17 protein-coding genes, 4 tRNA genes and 1 pseudogene are annotated in these 19,377 nt (G+C 39.9%); 11 read left to right on the forward strand and 11 right to left on the reverse strand.

Going from position 1 to position 19,377, the window contains the following annotated elements; all coding sequences use genetic code 11:
* Nucleotides 1-4: 4 nt before the first annotated feature.
* Nucleotides 5-961 carry a cation diffusion facilitator family transporter gene (locus F985_RS21495; RefSeq protein WP_004705149.1) on the forward strand — a complete coding sequence of 319 codons (957 nt, stop codon included), beginning with the start codon at nucleotides 5-7 and terminating at the stop codon, nucleotides 959-961.
* Between the two features lie 18 nt (nucleotides 962-979).
* On the opposite strand, the gene F985_RS21500 is transcribed toward F985_RS21495, so the two are convergent.
* Nucleotides 980-1,318: a zinc-ribbon domain-containing protein gene (locus F985_RS21500; RefSeq protein ID WP_004705152.1), complete on the reverse strand. Its 339-nt coding sequence runs from the start codon at nucleotides 1,316-1,318 to the stop codon at nucleotides 980-982.
* 273 nt (nucleotides 1,319-1,591) lie between these two features.
* Between F985_RS21500 and F985_RS21505 the strand changes: the two genes are divergently transcribed.
* Nucleotides 1,592-2,539, forward strand: coding sequence for a hypothetical protein (locus F985_RS21505; RefSeq protein ID WP_004705155.1), 948 nt, complete (start codon nucleotides 1,592-1,594; stop codon nucleotides 2,537-2,539).
* Between the two features lie 92 nt (nucleotides 2,540-2,631).
* Here F985_RS21505 and F985_RS21510 read toward each other — a convergent pair.
* The 8 genes from F985_RS21510 to F985_RS21545 all read right to left on the reverse strand — a co-directional run bounded on the left by F985_RS21510 (nucleotide 2,632) and on the right by F985_RS21545 (nucleotide 7,719).
* Nucleotides 2,632-2,707 (reverse strand) — tRNA-Glu (locus F985_RS21510).
* An 88-nt stretch (nucleotides 2,708-2,795) separates the two neighbouring features.
* Nucleotides 2,796-2,871: transfer RNA gene (locus F985_RS21515), tRNA-Glu, on the reverse strand.
* A 134-nt stretch (nucleotides 2,872-3,005) separates the two neighbouring features.
* Nucleotides 3,006-3,890, reverse strand: a complete 885-nt coding sequence (locus tag F985_RS21520; protein WP_004705157.1) for a PGAP1-like alpha/beta domain-containing protein — start codon at nucleotides 3,888-3,890, stop codon at nucleotides 3,006-3,008.
* 115 nt (nucleotides 3,891-4,005) lie between these two features.
* Complete coding sequence (locus F985_RS21525) at nucleotides 4,006-5,424, reverse strand: amino acid permease (RefSeq protein ID WP_004705160.1); 1,419 nt, start codon at nucleotides 5,422-5,424, stop codon at nucleotides 4,006-4,008.
* A gap of 135 nt (nucleotides 5,425-5,559) precedes the next feature.
* Nucleotides 5,560-5,635, reverse strand: a tRNA-Glu gene (locus tag F985_RS21530).
* A 25-nt stretch (nucleotides 5,636-5,660) separates the two neighbouring features.
* Nucleotides 5,661-5,736: transfer RNA gene (locus F985_RS21535), tRNA-Ala, on the reverse strand.
* 57 nt (nucleotides 5,737-5,793) lie between these two features.
* Nucleotides 5,794-7,302 (reverse strand): glutamate--tRNA ligase, encoded by a 1,509-nt coding sequence (gene gltX, locus F985_RS21540; RefSeq protein ID WP_004705162.1) that lies wholly within the window; start codon nucleotides 7,300-7,302, stop codon nucleotides 5,794-5,796.
* A gap of 117 nt (nucleotides 7,303-7,419) precedes the next feature.
* Nucleotides 7,420-7,719, reverse strand: coding sequence for a hypothetical protein (locus F985_RS21545; RefSeq protein WP_004705163.1), 300 nt, complete (start codon nucleotides 7,717-7,719; stop codon nucleotides 7,420-7,422).
* Between the two features lie 400 nt (nucleotides 7,720-8,119).
* Between F985_RS21545 and F985_RS21550 the strand changes: the two genes are divergently transcribed.
* The 9 genes from F985_RS21550 (at nucleotide 8,120) to F985_RS21590 (ending at nucleotide 17,695) form a co-directional block, all read left to right on the forward strand.
* The gene (locus tag F985_RS21550; RefSeq protein WP_004705166.1) at nucleotides 8,120-9,118 is read left to right on the forward strand and encodes a sulfate ABC transporter substrate-binding protein; all 999 of its coding nucleotides are present in this window, start codon (nucleotides 8,120-8,122) and stop codon (nucleotides 9,116-9,118) included.
* 226 nt (nucleotides 9,119-9,344) lie between these two features.
* Entirely contained in the window at nucleotides 9,345-10,268 is a 924-nt protein-coding gene (gene rsmH / locus F985_RS21555; protein WP_004705167.1) for a 16S rRNA (cytosine(1402)-N(4))-methyltransferase RsmH, read from the forward strand.
* Entirely contained in the window at nucleotides 10,268-10,600 is a 333-nt protein-coding gene (gene ftsL, locus F985_RS21560) for a cell division protein FtsL (protein ID WP_004705170.1), read from the forward strand. Before rsmH ends, ftsL begins: the two co-directional genes overlap by 1 nt.
* Nucleotides 10,601-10,611: 11 nt before the next feature.
* Entirely contained in the window at nucleotides 10,612-12,444 is a 1,833-nt protein-coding gene (gene ftsI, locus F985_RS21565; RefSeq protein WP_004705171.1) for a penicillin-binding protein PBP3, read from the forward strand.
* A 3-nt stretch (nucleotides 12,445-12,447) separates the two neighbouring features.
* Nucleotides 12,448-13,947 (forward strand): UDP-N-acetylmuramoyl-L-alanyl-D-glutamate--2,6-diaminopimelate ligase, encoded by a 1,500-nt coding sequence (locus F985_RS21570; RefSeq protein WP_004705174.1) that lies wholly within the window; start codon nucleotides 12,448-12,450, stop codon nucleotides 13,945-13,947.
* Nucleotides 13,948-13,955: 8 nt separating this feature from the next.
* Nucleotides 13,956-15,356, forward strand: coding sequence for a UDP-N-acetylmuramoyl-tripeptide--D-alanyl-D-alanine ligase (locus tag F985_RS21575; protein WP_004705175.1), 1,401 nt, complete (start codon nucleotides 13,956-13,958; stop codon nucleotides 15,354-15,356).
* Nucleotides 15,357-16,475 (forward strand): phospho-N-acetylmuramoyl-pentapeptide-transferase, encoded by a 1,119-nt coding sequence (mraY, locus tag F985_RS21580; protein WP_004705178.1) that lies wholly within the window; start codon nucleotides 15,357-15,359, stop codon nucleotides 16,473-16,475.
* A gap of 60 nt (nucleotides 16,476-16,535) precedes the next feature.
* Nucleotides 16,536-16,868 carry a DUF7709 family protein gene (locus F985_RS21585; protein WP_004705180.1) on the forward strand — a complete coding sequence of 111 codons (333 nt, stop codon included), beginning with the start codon at nucleotides 16,536-16,538 and terminating at the stop codon, nucleotides 16,866-16,868.
* A 2-nt stretch (nucleotides 16,869-16,870) separates the two neighbouring features.
* The gene (locus F985_RS21590) at nucleotides 16,871-17,695 is read left to right on the forward strand and encodes a putative RNA methyltransferase (protein WP_085945714.1); all 825 of its coding nucleotides are present in this window, start codon (nucleotides 16,871-16,873) and stop codon (nucleotides 17,693-17,695) included.
* 17 nt (nucleotides 17,696-17,712) lie between these two features.
* Here the strand turns inward: F985_RS21590 and ponA are convergent.
* Both ponA and F985_RS21600 read right to left on the reverse strand, forming a co-directional pair.
* Nucleotides 17,713-18,645 (reverse strand): annotated as a pseudogene (ponA, locus tag F985_RS21595) (penicillin-binding protein PBP1a); the annotation flags it as partial.
* 27 nt (nucleotides 18,646-18,672) lie between these two features.
* Nucleotides 18,673-19,374, reverse strand: a complete 702-nt coding sequence (locus tag F985_RS21600; RefSeq protein ID WP_001223318.1) for an IS1-like element ISPa14 family transposase — start codon at nucleotides 19,372-19,374, stop codon at nucleotides 18,673-18,675.
* Nucleotides 19,375-19,377 lie beyond the last annotated feature (3 nt).

Genomic DNA, 19,377 nt, shown 5'->3' on the forward strand with positions numbered 1-19,377 from the left:
CAAAATGGGTGGACAACATGGTCATGATCATAGTCATGCTGTAGTGACTGAAGGTAATGCTAAGAAATTAATGATTGCTTTAGCACTGACTTCAACATTTTTAATTGTTGAGGTCGTTGCTGGTTTAATCACGCAAAGTTTGGCATTACTCTCCGATGCCGCGCATATGTTTACCGATGCAGCTGCTCTGGCAATTGCTTTGGTTGCAATTCAGATCGCGAAGCGTCCAGCTGATAATAAACGTACTTTTGGTTATCAGCGCTTTGAAATTCTGGCTGCATTATTTAATGCGCTTATGCTTTTCGTGGTGGCGATTTATATTTTATATGAAGCTTATATCCGTTTCTCTAAGCCACCTGAAATTCAAAGTGTGGGCATGCTCATTGTAGCAACCATTGGTTTGGTGATTAACCTCATCTCAATGAAAATCCTCATGTCGAGTGCTAATAACAGCTTAAATGTCAAAGGTGCCTATTTAGAGGTTTTGAGTGATGCGCTAGGCTCGGTTGGCGTTATTATTGGTGCAGTTGTGATTTATTTCACCAACTGGTACTGGGTCGATACGATTATTGCGGTACTGATTGGTTTTTGGGTATTACCAAGAACATGGGTTTTGCTCAAACAAAGTATTAATATTTTGCTCGAAGGTGTACCCGAAGAAGTCGATATTGAAAAGTTACGTGCTGATTTACTGTCTTTAAATGGTGTTGAAAGTATTCACCAACTCAAGGTATGGGCAATTACTTCTAAAAACATCCATTTAACTGTGCATTTATTTGCACCTGACGCTGACCGTACTAAGCTCTATCAAGATGCTGTTGAAATGCTTTCCCATGAGCATGGTATTGGCGAAGTGACATTGCAAATTGAAGATGATGCCGAGATCAATTGCCAGCATATTGCTCAACATGCTTCACATGAACATGATGAGACTGACAAAGAACATTCACATCAGCACTAAGCTGATGTGAATACTTTTTTAAATTTCCCATTCGTGATTGCAGTCACGACATTTCCAATGTTTTTGTGACTGCATAAATGCTTGCATAGACAATTTAAAGTCCGGCAAATCACGCCAGAACATAAAACCTGTCCCTAAAGTCACAACAAAAACAACGACCGTTGCAATTTGTAGAGAAGTGCCTGCACCGTTGCCAAAAATCCACATAAAAATACTAATCACCACCAAGAGTAATAGTACAAAAATGGCAGGAACTAAAATCACTAAGCTTTTAGGCACAACAGGTTTGGCACTGTTAACACCTTGGCTTACAGGCATAATTTTAACACTTTGACATTGAGGGCAACGATATTGCATGACAGCTCCACATTAAATTTGAATCTATTCTAACGGAAATGCAAAGAAAGAAAAAAAATTGTAGGCTTTTTAAAAAGTGGCGTGAAAATGAGATATAAAATACTTTTTTGAAACAAGGGTATATGAATAAATGATGATTTATGCGTACACATAAAAGTTAAAATAATACTGTAGAGCATGCTAATCTAGATAAAAACCAAGTGTATTCAACACTGGAAATGAGCTGAAAAGCTTATTAGTAGGATGCGAAAGAAATATAAAAAGGAGAAGGACTTGGGTCAAGAAGATGACAATAAGTCGGAGCCTATAACGACATCAACAGTTTCAGGGGCCCCTGACCCTATAAAACTGTCATTCTCACGCCGATTGCTGCATAAGACCTTGCAACATGCTCATGATGCAGTTGGCTTTGCTAGTGATAGGACACGTAATCTTGCAGAGGTTGCAGATGCAGCTTTAGATGCTTTAGACCATGTAACAACTCATACAAAGAGAGGAGTTGTTGGCATGACCAATCTGGCAGCTGGAACTGTTAGAGACATGGTGTCTGAAACGAGCGAAACTGCGCGGCAAGTTGCCTTAATCATGGCACGTACCTTTTTAGGTAAAAGCACGCTGAATTTATATTTGCCTGAAATGCTGTTAAACAGTCAAATTCGTAAACGAATAGATCGTTCAGAAATTGATGATATTAAAGTTCAGTGTGGGAACGATCGATTTCAGGTTGAAATAGATGGACACTATCGCCGTTTTATATATCGACTTAGTTTAGATTTCCGTGTGTTGGAATGTCGAATTGGGCAAGAAAAATTTTTACGCTTACGCCAAATGGATGAAAGTTTAGATGTGCAAATTCGTCATGGGGGAACTTTGTCGAATTGGGCTGTGCGTCGAATTGGACGAGTTGGTTTTGAAGTGATTAACATGTTGCCTATACCATCGCTGATTAATCATTTGATTCGTGATATTCCAGGCATTCAGCGTGATGGTCACCGTATGTGGTTTATTGACCTTGAACAGGCCGGATTTATTGACTTCATTAATAACCGTTCATGGATGGTCGAGAAGCTTTTAAACTTAACCGACTTTAGTATTTTACCGGGACTTAATATTTTGAGAGAAAGCCGTGAGCTTGTACAGCAATTGGTAGATCAGTTCGAAATAAAAGGTTTGCGAGTTCAATCGGGTCGTCTTGAAGTCCAAGTTGGAATCGCGAATTAAATTAAAATGATGGAAAGCTGGTTGATGATCAGCTTTCTTATTGTCTAGATAAGAAAAAAGCCACTGTCATTATGCAGTGGCTTTTTAGAATTTGGCGTCCCTACGGGGATTCGAACCCCGGTTACCGCCGTGAAAGGGCGATGTCCTAGGCCTCTAGACGATAGGGACTTATATGAGGCTAGTTACCTGTGTGCAGTAAACTGCTTACCTAAATTCTCGACAAAGATAATTAAACTTTGCTTTTCCTCGAATTTAGTGGCGTCCCTACGGGGATTCGAACCCCGGTTACCGCCGTGAAAGGGCGATGTCCTAGGCCTCTAGACGATAGGGACGTTTCAGAGGTGGGCGTATATTAGGTCGATTTAATAAAAGTGTCAAATAGTTTTCTGAAGAAATATTAAAAAAAACGGTCAAGCGCTTAAAAATAACTCAAATTGTAGAAAATATAGGCATTTATGGCTAATTTTTATTGAAAAGGTTCAATAATGGCTTTTATGACGGCATGGTGTTGTAAGTACCCTACAATTTCATGAGGCTGGTTGGCAAAAGTAAAAATTTCTTGATTGATAATTGGTGGGGTAAAATCAAAAGGTGCTTCACTTAATGGGAAAGCTGTTAAAAAATCATCTTTTGAGTAGAAATTATACCAATCACCATTGAGGCATTTTGGTCGTTCAATCGGAATAGGAAGTTTACTTTGGATCACCCGAAAAGAAAGTGGTGAAGCCAAGGTAACAAAGCGTTGTACTGAAAAATGATAAGCCGGATCTGATAATAAGTGAAATGCAATTACAGAACCCAAAGAGTGCGCAACTACAATGCAGTCTTCATCATCGTGCATTTGTTTTAAAATTCTTTGGTGAACTTCATGCATAAAATCAGGATTTGATAAATACATATACGTTTCAATCAGGAATTGCTGAATTAAGCTCTCATGTAGTTTTGGAAAACTATTTAGAAGGATCACCATTTCTTTAAGAACACGGTCTTTTACTAGCTGAGAGGTTAGATATAAGCGCTCTGATAGGTTTTCTGCTGGTTGATCTGGGGAAAGCGGAAGCTGAGGAACAAAAGGAGTATGTTCCTTAGGTGTAGATTGTTGCTGGTGTAGATGAACAGGTAAATGAAAGTTAAAAGATTTTGGAAGTAGGGTGTTTAGGTCTAATTGATTGGATAATTGATATTTCGTCATTAAATCGCCATAAAATGGCATATGTATATGTAGATCTCTTAAATTAACTCTACAATGTAATTGTTTTAAGCCCAGTTTAAATACTTTTAGCCAATGCTCCTTTAAGCTATGTGCTGTGTAATTTTGCTGATTCATCCCGTGGATAAATATAATTTTCATTGTAGGCAAAGAATTGTTTTTAATATGAATTTTAATCTACAACGGTAGGTTATATAAAGCCAGTGTCTAGGCAAAAAAAAGTGTAGCTTTTTGCTACACTTTTAATTACAAGTACTTAAGCTTTGTCACGATAAAAAATAAAGTAACTCACATAACATAAAGCAGTAAAAATTAAGCAACCTACAAAACCAGCTCGCATTTGAGGATCTGCTGCCATACTTAAACAGGTAATAAAGCAGAAAAGAAAACCTAAAATTGGAACGATAGGAAATAATGGCGCTGCATATTTTAAATCTTTAACTGTATGCCCAGCTCGGTACCACTGCCTACGGAAATTGAACTGACTTAAACAGATACTCATCCAGACAATAACCATGGTGAAAGCTGCAACACCGAGTAAGTTTTTAAAGATGGTTTCAGGTGCAAATTGTTCTGACAATAAACCGGGAATTGCACCAAACATAGTTACTACTAAAGCAACAATAGGCGTTCCGCTTTTTGAAAGAGTTGAAAATACACTTGGAAGAAGCTTTTGTTCTGATAAAGACCACATCATGCGTGATGCTGCATACAAACCTGAATTGGCAGCTGAAAGTAGAGCAGTAATAATTACAAAACGGATGATGTCGTCAGCATATGGAATGCCAATATAATTAAATACAGTAACAAAAGGGCTGCTACTTACACTTTCACTGCTTAAGCCTGCAAGCTGGAAAGGAAGTAATGCGCTGATCACGATAATGGTGCCGACAAAGAAAATAAGAAGACGCCAGATCGCAGCATTAATCGCTTTAGGAACATTCTGAGCAGGATCTTTAGTTTCGCCAGCAGCCACACCAATCAGTTCCGTTCCAGAGAACGCAAAATTCACAATCAGCATGGTCGTAAAAATAGGAAGGAAACCGTGTGGGAACCAGCCTTGGGCAGTTAAATTACTAAATAGAGGAGCAGTTTGAGCGCCATGAAAAGGAATTAAACCAAAAATGGCTAATAACCCAAGCACAATAAATGCAATAACAGTTACCACTTTAACCAGTGCTAGCCAGAACTCAGACTCAGCAAATACTCGAGTTGAACTAATATTGAGTCCAAAAATCGTCACTGCAAATATGAGAGTCCAAATCCACATTGAGACTTGTGGAAACCATTCCTGCATCAGTAGAGCAGCAGCAGTAAACTCGGTTCCTAGCGTTGCTGTCCATGTTAGCCAATACATCCATGAAATCATATAACCTGTACTTGGACTAATGTACTTTTGAGCATATGCACCAAAAGAGCCAGATACAGGCATGTGGACAGCCAGCTCGCCTAAACAGAGCATAACCATGTAAGCAATCGCGCCCCCAAGAATGTAGGCAATAATTGCGCCAATAGGTCCAGTTTGTGAAATGACTTCCCCTGAACCCAAAAATAAACCAGTACCGATTGCTCCCCCGAGCGATAACATCACAAGGTGGCGAGTACTCATGGCTCTTTTTAAAGGTGCAGTACTGTTCTGATGCTGAGCATCTAGTTGATTGTCAGATGGCTGCATATTACATACACATTGAGAGAATTTGAGAAAGACGCTATTTTAGATAAAATAGACAAATGTGCAATCAAGAAGGTGTCAAAGAATAGACAGGAAGATGACGAAAGAGTCTTTAAAATGAGTTTTTCTAATAGAAAATGGCGTCCCTACGGGGATTCGAACCCCGGTTACCGCCGTGAAAGGGCGATGTCCTAGGCCTCTAGACGATAGGGACTTGATGAGGCAAACACAAAGGATCTTGGTGGAGCCAAGCGGGATCGAACCGCTGACCTCTACAATGCCATTGTAGCGCTCTACCAACTGAGCTATGGCCCCAGTTTGTGTGAGCGCAATATTAGGGTGAATGCGCTCACACGTCAACAAAAAAATGAATTAAGCTTCGCTAGTTGCTTCATTTTTCGGCAGTTTTAAGCTTTCATTGAGTTTTTCCCAGATTTTTACCTCTTTTTTGCTCGGTGCACCTACAATTTCTAATGCATGTCGTAAGCGAGCAAAGGTTAAATCAGGGCCAATCGTAACCATTGATTGCATAACTGGTGTTGAACTAGTTGAACCAGCAATTGCAATAAAGAACGCTGGCATAAAGTCACGTAATTTAATGCCCATCTGATTTGCCAAGTCCATTAAGGTTTGGCTAACCGTGTCATTATTCCAAGTAAATTGACCTTCAAGACGCCAAATTGCAAATTGTAAGCTTTGACGAACTTGTTCTTGAGTCAATTTTTTACTTTCAAACATTTCGGCTGTAATTTGTGGCATATGGTTAAAGTAAAAACCAGCCCAATTCACAGCTTCAGAAAGTAAATTAATACGTGGTTGAATAGCGGCAGCAATGTCTTCTAAAGTGTTGCGATCACTTTTCCAAGTAAGTAATCGGTCTAATAGTTGGCCTGGTGTTAAGCCTTTAATCCATTGACCATTTAACCAATTGAGTTTTTCGACATCAAAAATTGGACCACCTAAAGATACACGTTGAATATCAAAGTGATCCATCATGTCTTGCAGGGTAAATACTTCACGCTCATCTGGCATTGACCAGCCCATACGGCCTAAATAGTTGAGTAAGGCTTCTGGTAGAACGCCGATATCGCGGTAGTAGTTAATTGATGTTGGATTTTTACGTTTAGATAACTTCGATTTATCTGGGTTACGTAACAATGGCATATGGCAAAGTGTTGGCATTTCCCAACCAAAGTATTGGTAAAGCAACTGATGCTTTGGCGCAGATGGAAGCCATTCTTCACCACGTAATACATGAGTGATTTCCATTAAATGGTCATCAACTACATTGGCTAAATGGTAAGTTGGCAAACCATCTGTTTTAAGAAGGACTTGCATGTCGACTTGTGCCCAAGGAATTTCTACTTCCCCACGCAATAAGTCATTAAATTTACATACACCTTCTTCTGGTACTTTCATACGAATGACATGAGGTTCACCTGCTTCAAGGCGGCGAGTAACTTCTTCTTGAGAAAGCTTTAAACCACGACCATCATATTTTGGTGTTTCACCACGAGCTTGTTGCTCGGCACGCATTTGATCTAGTTCTTCGGCTGTCGCGAAACAGTAAAAAGCATGACCTTTTTCAACAAGTTCTAACGCGTATTGCTTATAAATTCCCATGCGCTCTGATTGGCGATAAGGTGCGTGAGGGCCGCCTACATCTGGACCTTCAGACCAGTTTAAACCTAACCAGCGTAATGAATCTAAAATCATTTTTTCAGATTCTGGCGTAGAGCGAAGTTGGTCTGTATCTTCAATTCTTAAAATAAATTCCCCACCGTGTTGTTTTGCAAAACACATATTAAATAAAGCAATGTAGGCAGTACCAACATGTGGGAAACCAGTAGGAGAAGGTGCAATACGAGTACGAACTTTCATAGATTATGGGTCAAAATAAAAATTGAAACTATTATAACGAAAAAGCCCAGTATTCTGACGTTTTTATTTAACGACAGACTGGGCTTAATTTGAAACGATGAGGGGCCGTTTCAAATATTAAGAGGTATGCGGCTGGAAGATTGCCTGAACAAAACGTGAAAAACGTTCATGCTGTGCAGCAAGAAAATTTTGAGTAGGTGTTACACGAATAGTGTTAAGTACTTTTAGCTCATCATCTGTAGATGGTAAGGCTATGGTATTACGTTTTTGTTGGTCTAACGCTTTTTCAATAAGCGAAGACTGACGGTCAGAAACGCTTTTGCTCGGTGTATCTTTGAGTGCTGCGGCAGTAGATAATTGCGATGCAAAACTGAGCACCAAACCCAAACTCAAAGCTTTTCCATAATTAATTTTCATTTTTGCTCATCCCCTCAGTATGTACATTTCGTCTATTTTTTGAGTTTAACCAAATGTAAATTACGGTAACGCTACGATTCAAACATAAATTTTAATAAAAAAGTAGAACTATGTCACACTTTTTACAAAAAATACCTTTATTTCACCTTGGTATCTTTCAAATGTAGCCTATCTGTATCCATTACGTCTCATTATTTAACAAATTAATGTGTAGATAAAGTGAAGACTATAAATAAACTATAAGAATAATTACAAAACTTTTCGAAATTATGAATAAAAAGTAATCGTTGGTTATATCTTTTAAAGTAATTAGCAAACCTTAAAATATTATAAGTGTTTGATTGAAAAATAAAAAAATAAAAATATATTAGGGTTTAAAATAAATTGGATTTTTTAATAAATGAAAAAAATAGCAATAATTGCAGTCGCAACATATATGGGGTTGGCAGTAACTGCGGTGCAGGCTGCGACTGCATTTTTAAATGTTTCTTATGATCCAACTCGTGAATTTTATCAAGAATATAATCAGGCATTCGGAAAATTTTGGAAACAGCGCACCGGTCAAGATGTCGACTTTAAACAATCCCATGGTGGTTCAGGAAAACAGGCGCGTGCTGTAGCAACTGGTCTTCAGGCTGACGTGGTGACTTTGGCTTTAGCAAACGATATTGATGAAATTGTTAAAGCAGGATATATCCAGCCAAACTGGCAAAAAGAATTTCCCAATAACTCGGCACCTTATACATCTACAGTCGTGTTTTTAGTTAGAAAAGGTAATCCAAAGAATATTCGTGACTGGAATGATTTAACTAAGCCGGGTGTTGAAATTATTACGCCTAATCCGAAAACGGGGGGAGCACCGCGCTGGATTTATCTTTCTGCATGGGGATATGCTTTAAAACAGCCAGGTGGAAATGATGCAAAAGCAAAAGAGCTGGTTAAAAAACTTTATCACAATGTCAAAGTGCTAGATTCTGGGGCACGTGGTTCGCTTACTACATTTGCTGAGCGCGGAATTGGAGACGTTCTACTTTCTTGGGAGAATGAAGCATTATTGGCAACTAAAGGCCTTGATAAAGATAAATATGAAATTGTTTACCCATCCATTTCAATTTTGGCAGAGCCATCTGTTGCGATTGTAGATAAAACAGTCGATAAGGATGGTAACCGTACCTTGGCAAAAGGCTATCTTAACTTTTTATATTCACCTTTAGGACAAGAGTTGGCCGCTAAACATTACTTCCGACCACGTAATCCTCAGGTTGCTGCAAAATATGCAGCACAATTTCCAAAAATTAAATTATTTACGATTAACGATGTCTTTGGTGGGTGGGCAAAAGCTCAGCAAACTCACTTTGCCAATGGAGCCATCTTCGATCAGATTTATGAAGGAAAATAGTAGAGCTAAATATAGCTAGAGTATCCGTTTAAAAATTACTTAAACTTTTAATATTGAAGCAAGTGAACCTGAAAAGGTGAGCTTGCTTTTTTATTTTGCTTAAAAAATGCAAAGAAAACGGTTTTCTCTATGAAAAATTAATATTTTCCTACAAAAAGCCGTTTGGTGTTCATCATAAACAAGGTGATAATGTGCAGTTACATTTTTACGCTATGATTTAACTCCTATGTCGCATATTTCTGTCTTACTTTTTGAGACCGTTGAAAGCTTATTGGCAGATCGCACAACTGGGGTGTATATCGATGCAACCTTTGGACGAGGCGGGCATACGCGCTTATTATTGTCTAAACTCGATGAAAATGCTCGAGTATATGCCTTTGATAAAGACCCTCAAGCTCTGGAAGTTGCGGCTGCTTTAGCACAAGAAGACCCAAGATTTACCATTATTCATGCAAGTTTTGCTGAAATTAAAGAAAAAATGCAGGAAATTGGGGTGCAAAGCGTTGATGGGATTATGGCTGACTTAGGTGTGTCTTCTCCTCAATTAGACCACGCAGAACGAGGTTTTAGTTTCATGCAAGACGGCCCTTTAGACATGCGCATGGATAATTCTAAAGGCTTGACGGCTGCTGAATGGTTACTTGAAATTGAAGAAGAACAATTGGCTAATATCATTTATCAATACGGTGAAGAACGATATAGTCGACGTATTGCGAAAGCAATTAAACAAGCCGGAAAATTAGATACTACGGCGCAATTGGCTGAACTTGTAAAAACAGCTCATCCAAAATGGGAAAAGCATAAGCATCCAGCTACGCGTACTTTTCAGGCAATCCGTATTGCTATTAACAAAGAACTGGATGATATTGAAGTGTTTTTGCCGCAAGCTGTAGACTTGCTTAAACCAAAAGGACGTTTGTCGGTGATCAGCTTCCATTCGCTTGAAGACCGCTTGATTAAACAATTTATTCAAAAAGAATCAACTTTGGCCGAGGATTCTGGTTGGGGTATGCCAGAGCAGCAGATTGATACGAGAAGATTAAAGAAAATTTCGCGGGTTCGTGCGAGTGAACAAGAAGTAAAAGCGAACCCACGTTCACGTAGTGCATGGCTTCGGGTTGCTGAACGCTTGGAACAAAAAGGCGAGTAATGAAAAGCAGTGATGAAATCGAAACCACAGGAAAAAAAGTGGTCAAAAAATTCGTAGTGTATGCAGTCATGGTGGCAGTGGTTTTTATCAGTGCCATGATGGTGGTATTACAGGTGTTTGAGTATCGTCATGATTATAGAGAGCTAAGCTCTTATATGCGTGAACGTGACGATCTCAATGCTGAATGGGGACGTTTATTGATTGAGCAGCAAACGTTTGGTGCTACTGCTCAAATTGGTACACGTGCTGTCACACAATTACGAATGTTTTCGCCACCTGCTGCAGAAACGGTGGTAATTTCTTTACCGATGACTCCAGAGCACAATAAGTAAGGCCTTGCTGTATGGTAGATAAGCGAACAAAGCAAACACGAAAAAAACAGCAGTCTATTTCGGAAAAACCAAGTCTTGCCTTTGATATGTGGCGGTTTTATCTGCTCTGGGCAATGGTACTACTGTGTTTTGTGGTATTAATTGCGCGTGCATTTTATGTTCAAATCATTAATAAGGACTTTTTACAAAATAAGGCCAATGCCAATATTTTGCGTACTGAACGTATAGAAGCTATGCGTGGGGTGATTAGCGATCGCCACGGTGTGCCTTTAGCGATTAGTAGTCCAATCATGAAAATTGTGATGGATCCGCGTGATTATTTTGAAACCAAACATTTATACGATCAGATTACGGCTGAACTAAAACAAGATCCAAAAAATCGTAAATTAAAACGTCAGCTACCTGATAAAAATTTAAACCTAGATGAGCTTGCTGATGTAGTTGGTGTTGACCGTGCTGATCTTAAGAAGCAGATGAATGCGCGTCCGCGTTCTCGCTATCTAGTTTTGAAAAAAGAAGTTCCACCGCAACAAGCTGACCTTATTATGAAAGGCAACTTCCAAGGGGTCTATGCGGAGAAAACTTACAAACGCTATTATCCTCAACCACAGCCGAATGCCCAAATTATTGGCTTGACCAATAGTGATGGAAAAGGTGTCGAGGGCTTGGAAATGCAGTTGAATAAACAGCTTTCTGGCGTCGATGGCGAACAAAAAATTATTCGTGATAAGCGTGGGAATCGCTTAAAAGTTTCTGAAGTAATCCGTGAGGGCGAGCCGGGTGAGAACATCACTTTAAGTATCGACTCTCGCTTACAGTACATTATGTACCGTGAATTGACGGCCGCAGGCGTTGCGAATAATGCACGTTCAGCAACGGCAATTGCAGTTGACGTTAAAACTGGTGAGATTTTAGCAATGACCAGTTGGCCATCTTATAACCCAAATGATAAGAATGGTTTATCGAATAAAGATGCTATGCGTAACCGTGGTGCGATCGATATGTTCGAGCCAGGTTCAACCATGAAACCATTCACGATTTCATCTGCTTTGGAAACTGGGCAATATACGCCGAATACCATTGTAAATACCTCACCCGGCTCAATGCGTCTGGGTTGGCATACGATTCGTGATACCCATAACTACGGGGCTTTGACTGTAACTGGTGTCATTATTAAGTCATCAAACGTAGGTTCTGCAAAAATTGCATTATCACTTCCGAAAGAGACATTGCCGACCTTCTTTAAGCGTGTTGGATTTGGTAAGCGTTCAGCAGTGAAGTTCCCGGGTGAAAGTGCTGGTTTAGTACTTCCTGTAAGTAAATTAAACTCTTCTCAAATTGGTACCATGGCTTATGGTTATGGTCTAAACGCAACTATTCTTCAGTTGGCACAAGGCTATGCGATGCTTGCAAATCATGGCGTCGAAATGCCATTAAGCTTGCATAAATTGGATCAGGCACCTAAAGGTGAGCAGGTTTTAAATCCTAAAATTGCTGATCAAGTCTTGTTAATGCTTGAGCAAGTGACTATGCCGGGTGGTACGGCGACACAGGCCAATATCCCAGGGTATAGAGTAGGTGGTAAAACAGGTACCGCTCATAAATTACGTGCGGATGGTAAAGGCTACTCAAATAGTGAATATCGTGCTTTATTTGCAGGCGTTGCACCAATTAGTGACCCGCGTTTAGCAGTTATCGTGGTTGTGGAGAATCCACAAGGTCGTTACTACGGTGGTTTGGTTGCTGCACCAGTTTTTGCTCGTATTATGCAAGAGTCACTGCGTTTAATGAACGTACCGCTTGATAAGCCACTTAATACTCCACAGAATCCTACTCGCAGGTAAGCTATGACTGTTTCTTTTCAAGAAATTAATCCAATCGAGATTGATGCACAATGGCCTCACCAGCCATTTCATGGCTTTGGTTTAGATAGTCGTAAAATCGAAACAGGCCAAATTTTTATTGCGTTGACCAGTTATAGCCAACCTGAAAAAACACGTACATTTGCTGAAGCAGCTTTAGCAAATGGGGCACTTGCTGTAATTAGTGAAACCGAATTAGGTGTTGCAAATGAGTGGGTATGCCCTGATGTGCGCCAGCGCATGGGTGAGTGGCAAAAACGTTATTTACAACAGACTGATACAGTTAAACCATTAAGGATTATTGCTGTAACAGGGACGAATGGTAAAACGACTATTTCTCGCTTAATTGCTGAGTTAATTAGTTCACAACAGCAGCGCTGTGCAGTGATGGGGACAACTGGTAATGGTATTTTGCCAGACTTGACTCCTTCTACGCATACCACTCTTGATGCTTTACAATTACAAAATGAATTACATGCTTATGCTAAGCAGGGTGCAACTTTTGCTTCATTAGAAGCGAGTTCGCATGGTCTTGAGCAGGGGCGACTAAATGGCTGTGAGATTGAAATTGCTGTTTATAGTAACTTAAGTCGTGACCATCTTGATTATCATGGCACTTTAGAAGCTTATGCAGAAGCAAAGGCTCGTTTGTTCCAATTTAATTCATTAAAAATTGCTGTTATTAATTTAGATGATGCACATGCAGATGTAATGATTAAGTCTGCTCAGAATAATCCAGCGCAACCTAAAATTTTGACTTATTCATTAACTCAAAATACAGCCGATTATTACATTACCGATTTAAGCTATAGCTTGACTGGTGCAACCTTTAATCTGGTATGTCTGCAAGGTTCATTTGCGGTAGAAAGTCCGCTATTAGGCCATTTTAATGTTGAAAATTTGATTGCCGCGCTCATAGCTGCTGAGCAAGCTGGTTTCGATTTACAAGCATTAATTAATTTTGTTCCTAAATTATTTGGTGCCCCAGGCCGAATGCAAGTCATTCGTGATGATGAGCGACTGTTTGTAGTCGATTATGCACATACACCAGATGCATTAATTCAAGTGCTTAAGACCTTAAAGCGACATGTCTCTAATGAGCTTTGGGCAGTATTTGGATGTGGTGGAGACCGTGACCGTGGCAAGCGCCCACTCATGACCCAAGCCGCTTTAGATGGTGCAAATCCGGTTATTTTGACTTCAGATAACCCAAGAACAGAAGACCCTGAACAGATTTTTGCTGACATGAAGCAAGGAATCGATTTTTCAGGGCACCGTATGCATGAAATTCATGACCGCCGTGAGGCAATTAAATTTGTTGCAGAACAAGCTCAAGCTGGTGACATTGTGGTGATTGCCGGTAAAGGTCATGAAAATTATCAAGAAATTAATGGTGTGCGTCACTGGTTTGATGATGTGGTTGAAGTGCGTTCTGCGATTGATGCACAACATCATACGGTAGATGCTGCTTACCCTGCACAATAGGAACAATTATGCATACTTCAACCACCAGTACCGTGCCTTTGGAACCGTGGACAGCTCAACAATTACAACAGGCAACACAGGGTTACTGGCATAAAGACCAGATCCCTCAAACTGAAATTAAACGTATTTTGACTGACTCGCGTCATGCAGAAAGTGGGGACGCCTTTTTAGCACTAAAAGGTGAACGTTTCGATGCACATGATTTCGTTGCACAAGTTGCAGCAAAGGGTTGTCAAATTGCAATTGTTGAACGTCCATTAGATGTTGATATTGCTCAGCTTGTGGTTGCTGATACTCGTTTAGCTTTGGGGCAACTTGGTGCTTATCGCCGTCAACAAAATGCTCAATTGAAAGTGATTGCTTTAACGGGAAGTAGTGGCAAAACTACCACGAAAGAAATGCTAGGAAGCATACTGTCACGTTTGGCACCTACACTCATCACCCGAGGCAACTTAAATAATGACCTTGGCGTGCCGATGATGCTGCTTGAGCTTCGCAAGGAACATCAATACGCGGTGATGGAACTTGGTGCAAATCATCAAGGTGAAATTGATTACACATCAAAACTCGTTCAGCCACACGTCGCGGGCATTTTAAATATTGGAACTGCTCATTTAGGTGAGTTCGGTGGACGTGATGGCATTTGCCGTGCTAAATCGGAAATTTATCGTCATATTTTGCCTCAGGGCGTTGCTATTGTTCCGCAACAAGACGATTTCACTGCCGAGATTCGTGAAGCAGCCAAAGATCATCAAATTTCTAGCTTTGGTATAGGTGGTGATGTATTTGCTACAGAAGTTGAGCTGCTACCACAGTCTGCCAATTTTCAGCTATATACGCCTCAAGGTTCTAGCCTTGTACGATTGCCATTTGCTGGCGAGCATAATGTACAAAATGCAACGGCAGCCGTAGCGTTTGCTTTAGCATTAGGTATTAGCCTAGAAGATATTGTAAAAGGTTTAGAGCAAGCGCAAGGTGCGAAAGGTCGTTTGAACTTTATTCAAAAAGCGCCTTACTTGTTTATTGATGATACTTATAACGCCAATCCAACCTCTATGCGTGCTGCGGCACAAGTATTACTTCAGCAAAATGGCATTAAAGTCATGGTGATGGGTGATATTGGAGAGCTTGGCGATAGTAGTTGGCAAGAGCATCACGACTTAGGTCGAGATCTTGCAGAACTTCCTTTAGACCATATTGTTGCAGTTGGGCAGTTTGCCTCGGCAGCTCTTGAAGGTGCAGGCCTTCATTCTAATAAATTGAAAGCATTTCAGACTCAAGCTGAGGCGCTTCCATTTTTAATCAATCTAATCCAAACACATCAACCCCAGTCCATGAGTTTCCTGTTTAAAGGTTCTCGCTTTACTCATATGGAAACGTTGATGGCTGATTTGATGGAGAAACTTTAAATGCTGTTATGGTTGTTTGAACAACTTGCGGGCTATCACAGTTCGTTTCAAGTCGTTCGTTATTTAACATTACGTTCTTTACTCAGTGTATTAACGTCACTGACCATTGGTTTGGTTCTCGGACCGATCATGATTCGTAAATTACAAGCGTTAAAATACGGTCAGGCAGTAAGTTCGTTTGCTCCTGAAAATCATGCAAAAAAAATGGGTACACCAACGATGGGGGGGATTCTAATCCTGCTTTCAATTGGTATTAGTACTCTATTGTGGGCTGATTTATCTAATCCGTATGTTTGGATTGTGCTTGGTGTGATGGTTGTGTTTGGTGCGGTTGGCTGGGCAGATGACTGGATTAAAATCCGCTACAAAGACAATGCTGGCTTACCTGCTCGTAAGAAATTCTTCTGGACTTCTATTGCGTCACTCGGTGCTGGTATTGCGTTATATCTAATTGCAACTGAACAATCTAATGCAGAACATACTGCAAATATGTTGGATTTATTGATTCCTTTCTTTAAGAATCTTTCTATTCCACTTTCTATCGTTCCTTTGGGTTTAGCATTTATTGTATTCACTTATTTAGTCATTAATGGTGCATCTAATGCGGTTAACTTAACTGATGGTTTGGATGGTTTGGCCATTATGCCAGTGGTTATGGTTGCTTCAGGTTTAGGTGTATTTGCTTACTTATCTGGTGACATCCGTTTTGCTAATTATTTGCATATTCCATATGTGAAATATACTTCAGAGCTGGTTGTAATCTGTTCTGCTATGATTGGTGCAGGCTTGGCGTTTCTTTGGTATAACGCACACCCGGCGCAAGTCTTTATGGGTGATGTGGGTGCTTTAGCTCTAGGTGCAATGCTTGGAACAATTGCTGTGATGGTGCGCCAAGAAATCGTATTTGCGATTATGGGCGGTGTTTTTGTGATGGAAGCTGTTTCGGTATTCCTGCAAATTGGGTCGCTACGGATGCGGAATAAGCGTGTCTTCTTGATGGCGCCTTTACATCATCACTATGAAAAACAAGGCTGGAAAGAAACTCAAGTGGTTATCCGGTTCTGGATTATTACGATTATACTAGTCGTATTAGGCTTAATGACCTTAAAATTGCGCTAGAAATTATTTTGGTGTCAATATAAAGCCAGTTTCTACTGGCTTTTTTTATTGGAGTGGTAAATGACAAAGGTTGTTGGACTAGACCAATTATCTGTAATTAACCAAAAAGTGGTTAGTGATGGGGAAGTATTACCTCAAGTTGTACTTAAAGATGGTAGTAAAGTACAAACTGGAACAGTAGCGACGATGTTGCATAATATTGATTTGTATAATGCAGGGCAGCGAGGCCAAATTGAAGAGGAATTAAAAATTGCGATTCCGACTTTAATTAAAATTGGTTTATTTGATTTGTTTGATGTAGATGAATGGATTTCTGGAAAAAATGCAGGCCGCACATTTGTTGGACTGCATGCAAAGGCTTATTTACAACAAAAAGAACAAGAGAATAATTAAAAGTGACTATGCAAAATTTAATGTGTCCCGTGTGTCGTCAAAGACTCGAATTAGTAAGTAAAACTTGGCGATGTGATCAAGGCCATAGTTATGACATTGCAAAACAAGGTTATGTAAACTTACACGTTGTACAGCATAAACACAGTAAAAATCCGGGGGATACTCCCGAGTCTGTAGATGCGCGCCGTGCCTTTTTACAAGGTGGTTATTATCAACCTTTACAGCAAGCTATGGTTGATTTACTGAAACAGCTTAAAGCCAACGTTGTACTTGATATTGGTTGTGGCGAGGGTTATTACACTAGTGCAATGCAGCATGTTGTTGAGCAGTGTATAGGCGTAGATATTGCAAAAAATGCAGTACAACGTGCAGCAAAGTTAAATCACAACGTGACATGGGTTGTTGGTACAGGAGCGACTTTGCCTGTAATCGATCGAAGTATGGATGCGTGTACCAGCCTTTTTAGTCCAATTCCCCAAGCAGAAATTTTACGTGTGCTAAAAGATGATGGATATTTAATTGTTGTCACACCTGCAACTGAACATTTATATGCGATGCGTGAGGCACTGTTTGAGCAGGTCAATCCGCACACACCGCAAAAGTTTGTTGAACAACTGCAAGATTTATTTGAGTTGAAAGAACAGCAAGTTATAGATGCTCCTTTATTACTTGACCAAGAGGCTTTAAAAAATCTGATCGCTATGACGCCATATGCATACAAGGCCTCTCCAGAACGTCGAATGCAGTTAGAGCAGCAGTCTCAATTAGAGGTAACGGCATCTTTTCAAATCTATCTTTTTCAAAAGCGTAATAAAAAAGCCATCTAACGATGGCTTTTTTATTTTTACTCAATTTGGTTAATCAAGTTTTCTAATTCATCTTTGTCACGCTTCGGTGCTGCTCCTTGTGCAGGCTTCATTGCTGGAGGCGCTGCCTTAGATGGAATTACAATTTCTTCGCCTGGTAAGTCATCGAAGTCATTGGTAGTGTTTTTAGGCTGTGGCGGTGCAGGACGATAAAGTGGTCGAGCCAATGGTGGTGCTGCGCGATATGTTTTCTTATCGCCAACTTCACTTGCGACATCTTGTTTTTCACGAGAAATAGGTGCTTGAGCATCTTTCTCTAAACGAACCCAAGACGCTGGAGTACCTTTAAGCGATTGATCCATAAAGTTAATCCAGATTGGTAATGCGGCAATACCACCATACTCGCGACGACCAAGTGTTGTCGGTTGGTCGAAGCCAACCCAAGTAATAGCGACTAATTTGCCATTAAAACCTGCAAACCATGCATCTTTTGCATCGTTTGTTGTACCTGTTTTACCACCTAAATCACTACGGCCAATTTTAAGTGCAGCACGACCAGTACCATGCTCAATTACATCACGTAAGATATTCGCCATATCATAAGCAGAGCTTGATTTTAAAATGCGCTGAGCTTGTCGATATTGGCTGTTATTTTTATCTGTTTGTTTAAGATTAAGCTGTTTTGCTGCTTTTTCTTTCTGCTCCAACTCTTTATTGGTCACTTCAACAACTTGATCATCTGGCGTGGTTGCTTGAGCATCATCTGTTGTTTCAGGTGCGTTAATACATGGAATACATGCATATTCTGGTTTAGCTTCGTAAATAACTTTACCGTATGCATCTTCAATACGTTGAATGAAATGTGGTTGAACACGGTAACCACCATTTGCAAAGGTTGCATAACCCGTTGCCATTTGAATTGGTAATACTTGAGGTGTACCTAAGGCAATAGTGTAGTTACGTGGAATTTGGGTGGTGTTTCAAAAAGTATGCTGACATTAAATGAAGCCATTATTGATGTAAAAAAAGGTTAAGTCGAAAGCTTTAAAATGGTTTTCAATCTTTTTTGAAAAATTACAACTCCTTCTAAAACCACGCCTAATTCGATGCCTTATTTTGCAATTATTACCTTCAATACCTACAGTAAAAAATTTACCAATACTTTGCTTGCAGTTTTTAAAAGCAGTTATGAAACTGTCCCAATGATCACTTGCAATTCGGGTGTAGTGAATACCTAATTGTTTAAGCTTTGTTTTCAATCGTTGAACTGTAGCTAAGTCTCTTTTACCCCAAACATAAGCAACAATCTCACCTGTTTCTCGATGGTAGGCGTAAATAAGCCATTGTTTATTATTTTTATTTCCCACAAAAGTCCAAAACTCATCAACTTCAAGAGACTCATAATGACTTTGTTTAGGCTGAATTTGGTAGGTCGATTCGGTTAAAGTACGTAAAACTTTACCGATACTGATTCGCTCAACTTCAGCGATATCTCGTATACCACTACCTCTGACCATCAACTGTAATATTTTTCGAGTAATGCCTGAATTACATCCTAGATAGCTCAGAGCATGGTCACCAATAAACTGACGTTTACAGTCTTTGCACTGATAGTTTTGTTTCCCATCTACTTTGATGCCATTTTTCTTTATACTGTCACTGAGGCAGGTTGGACATTTGATTTCTAGAGTTATTCGCATTTC

Origin of the sequence: Acinetobacter seifertii (assembly GCF_000368065.1) — a bacterium.
Lineage (GTDB): Bacteria > Pseudomonadota > Gammaproteobacteria > Pseudomonadales > Moraxellaceae > Acinetobacter > Acinetobacter seifertii.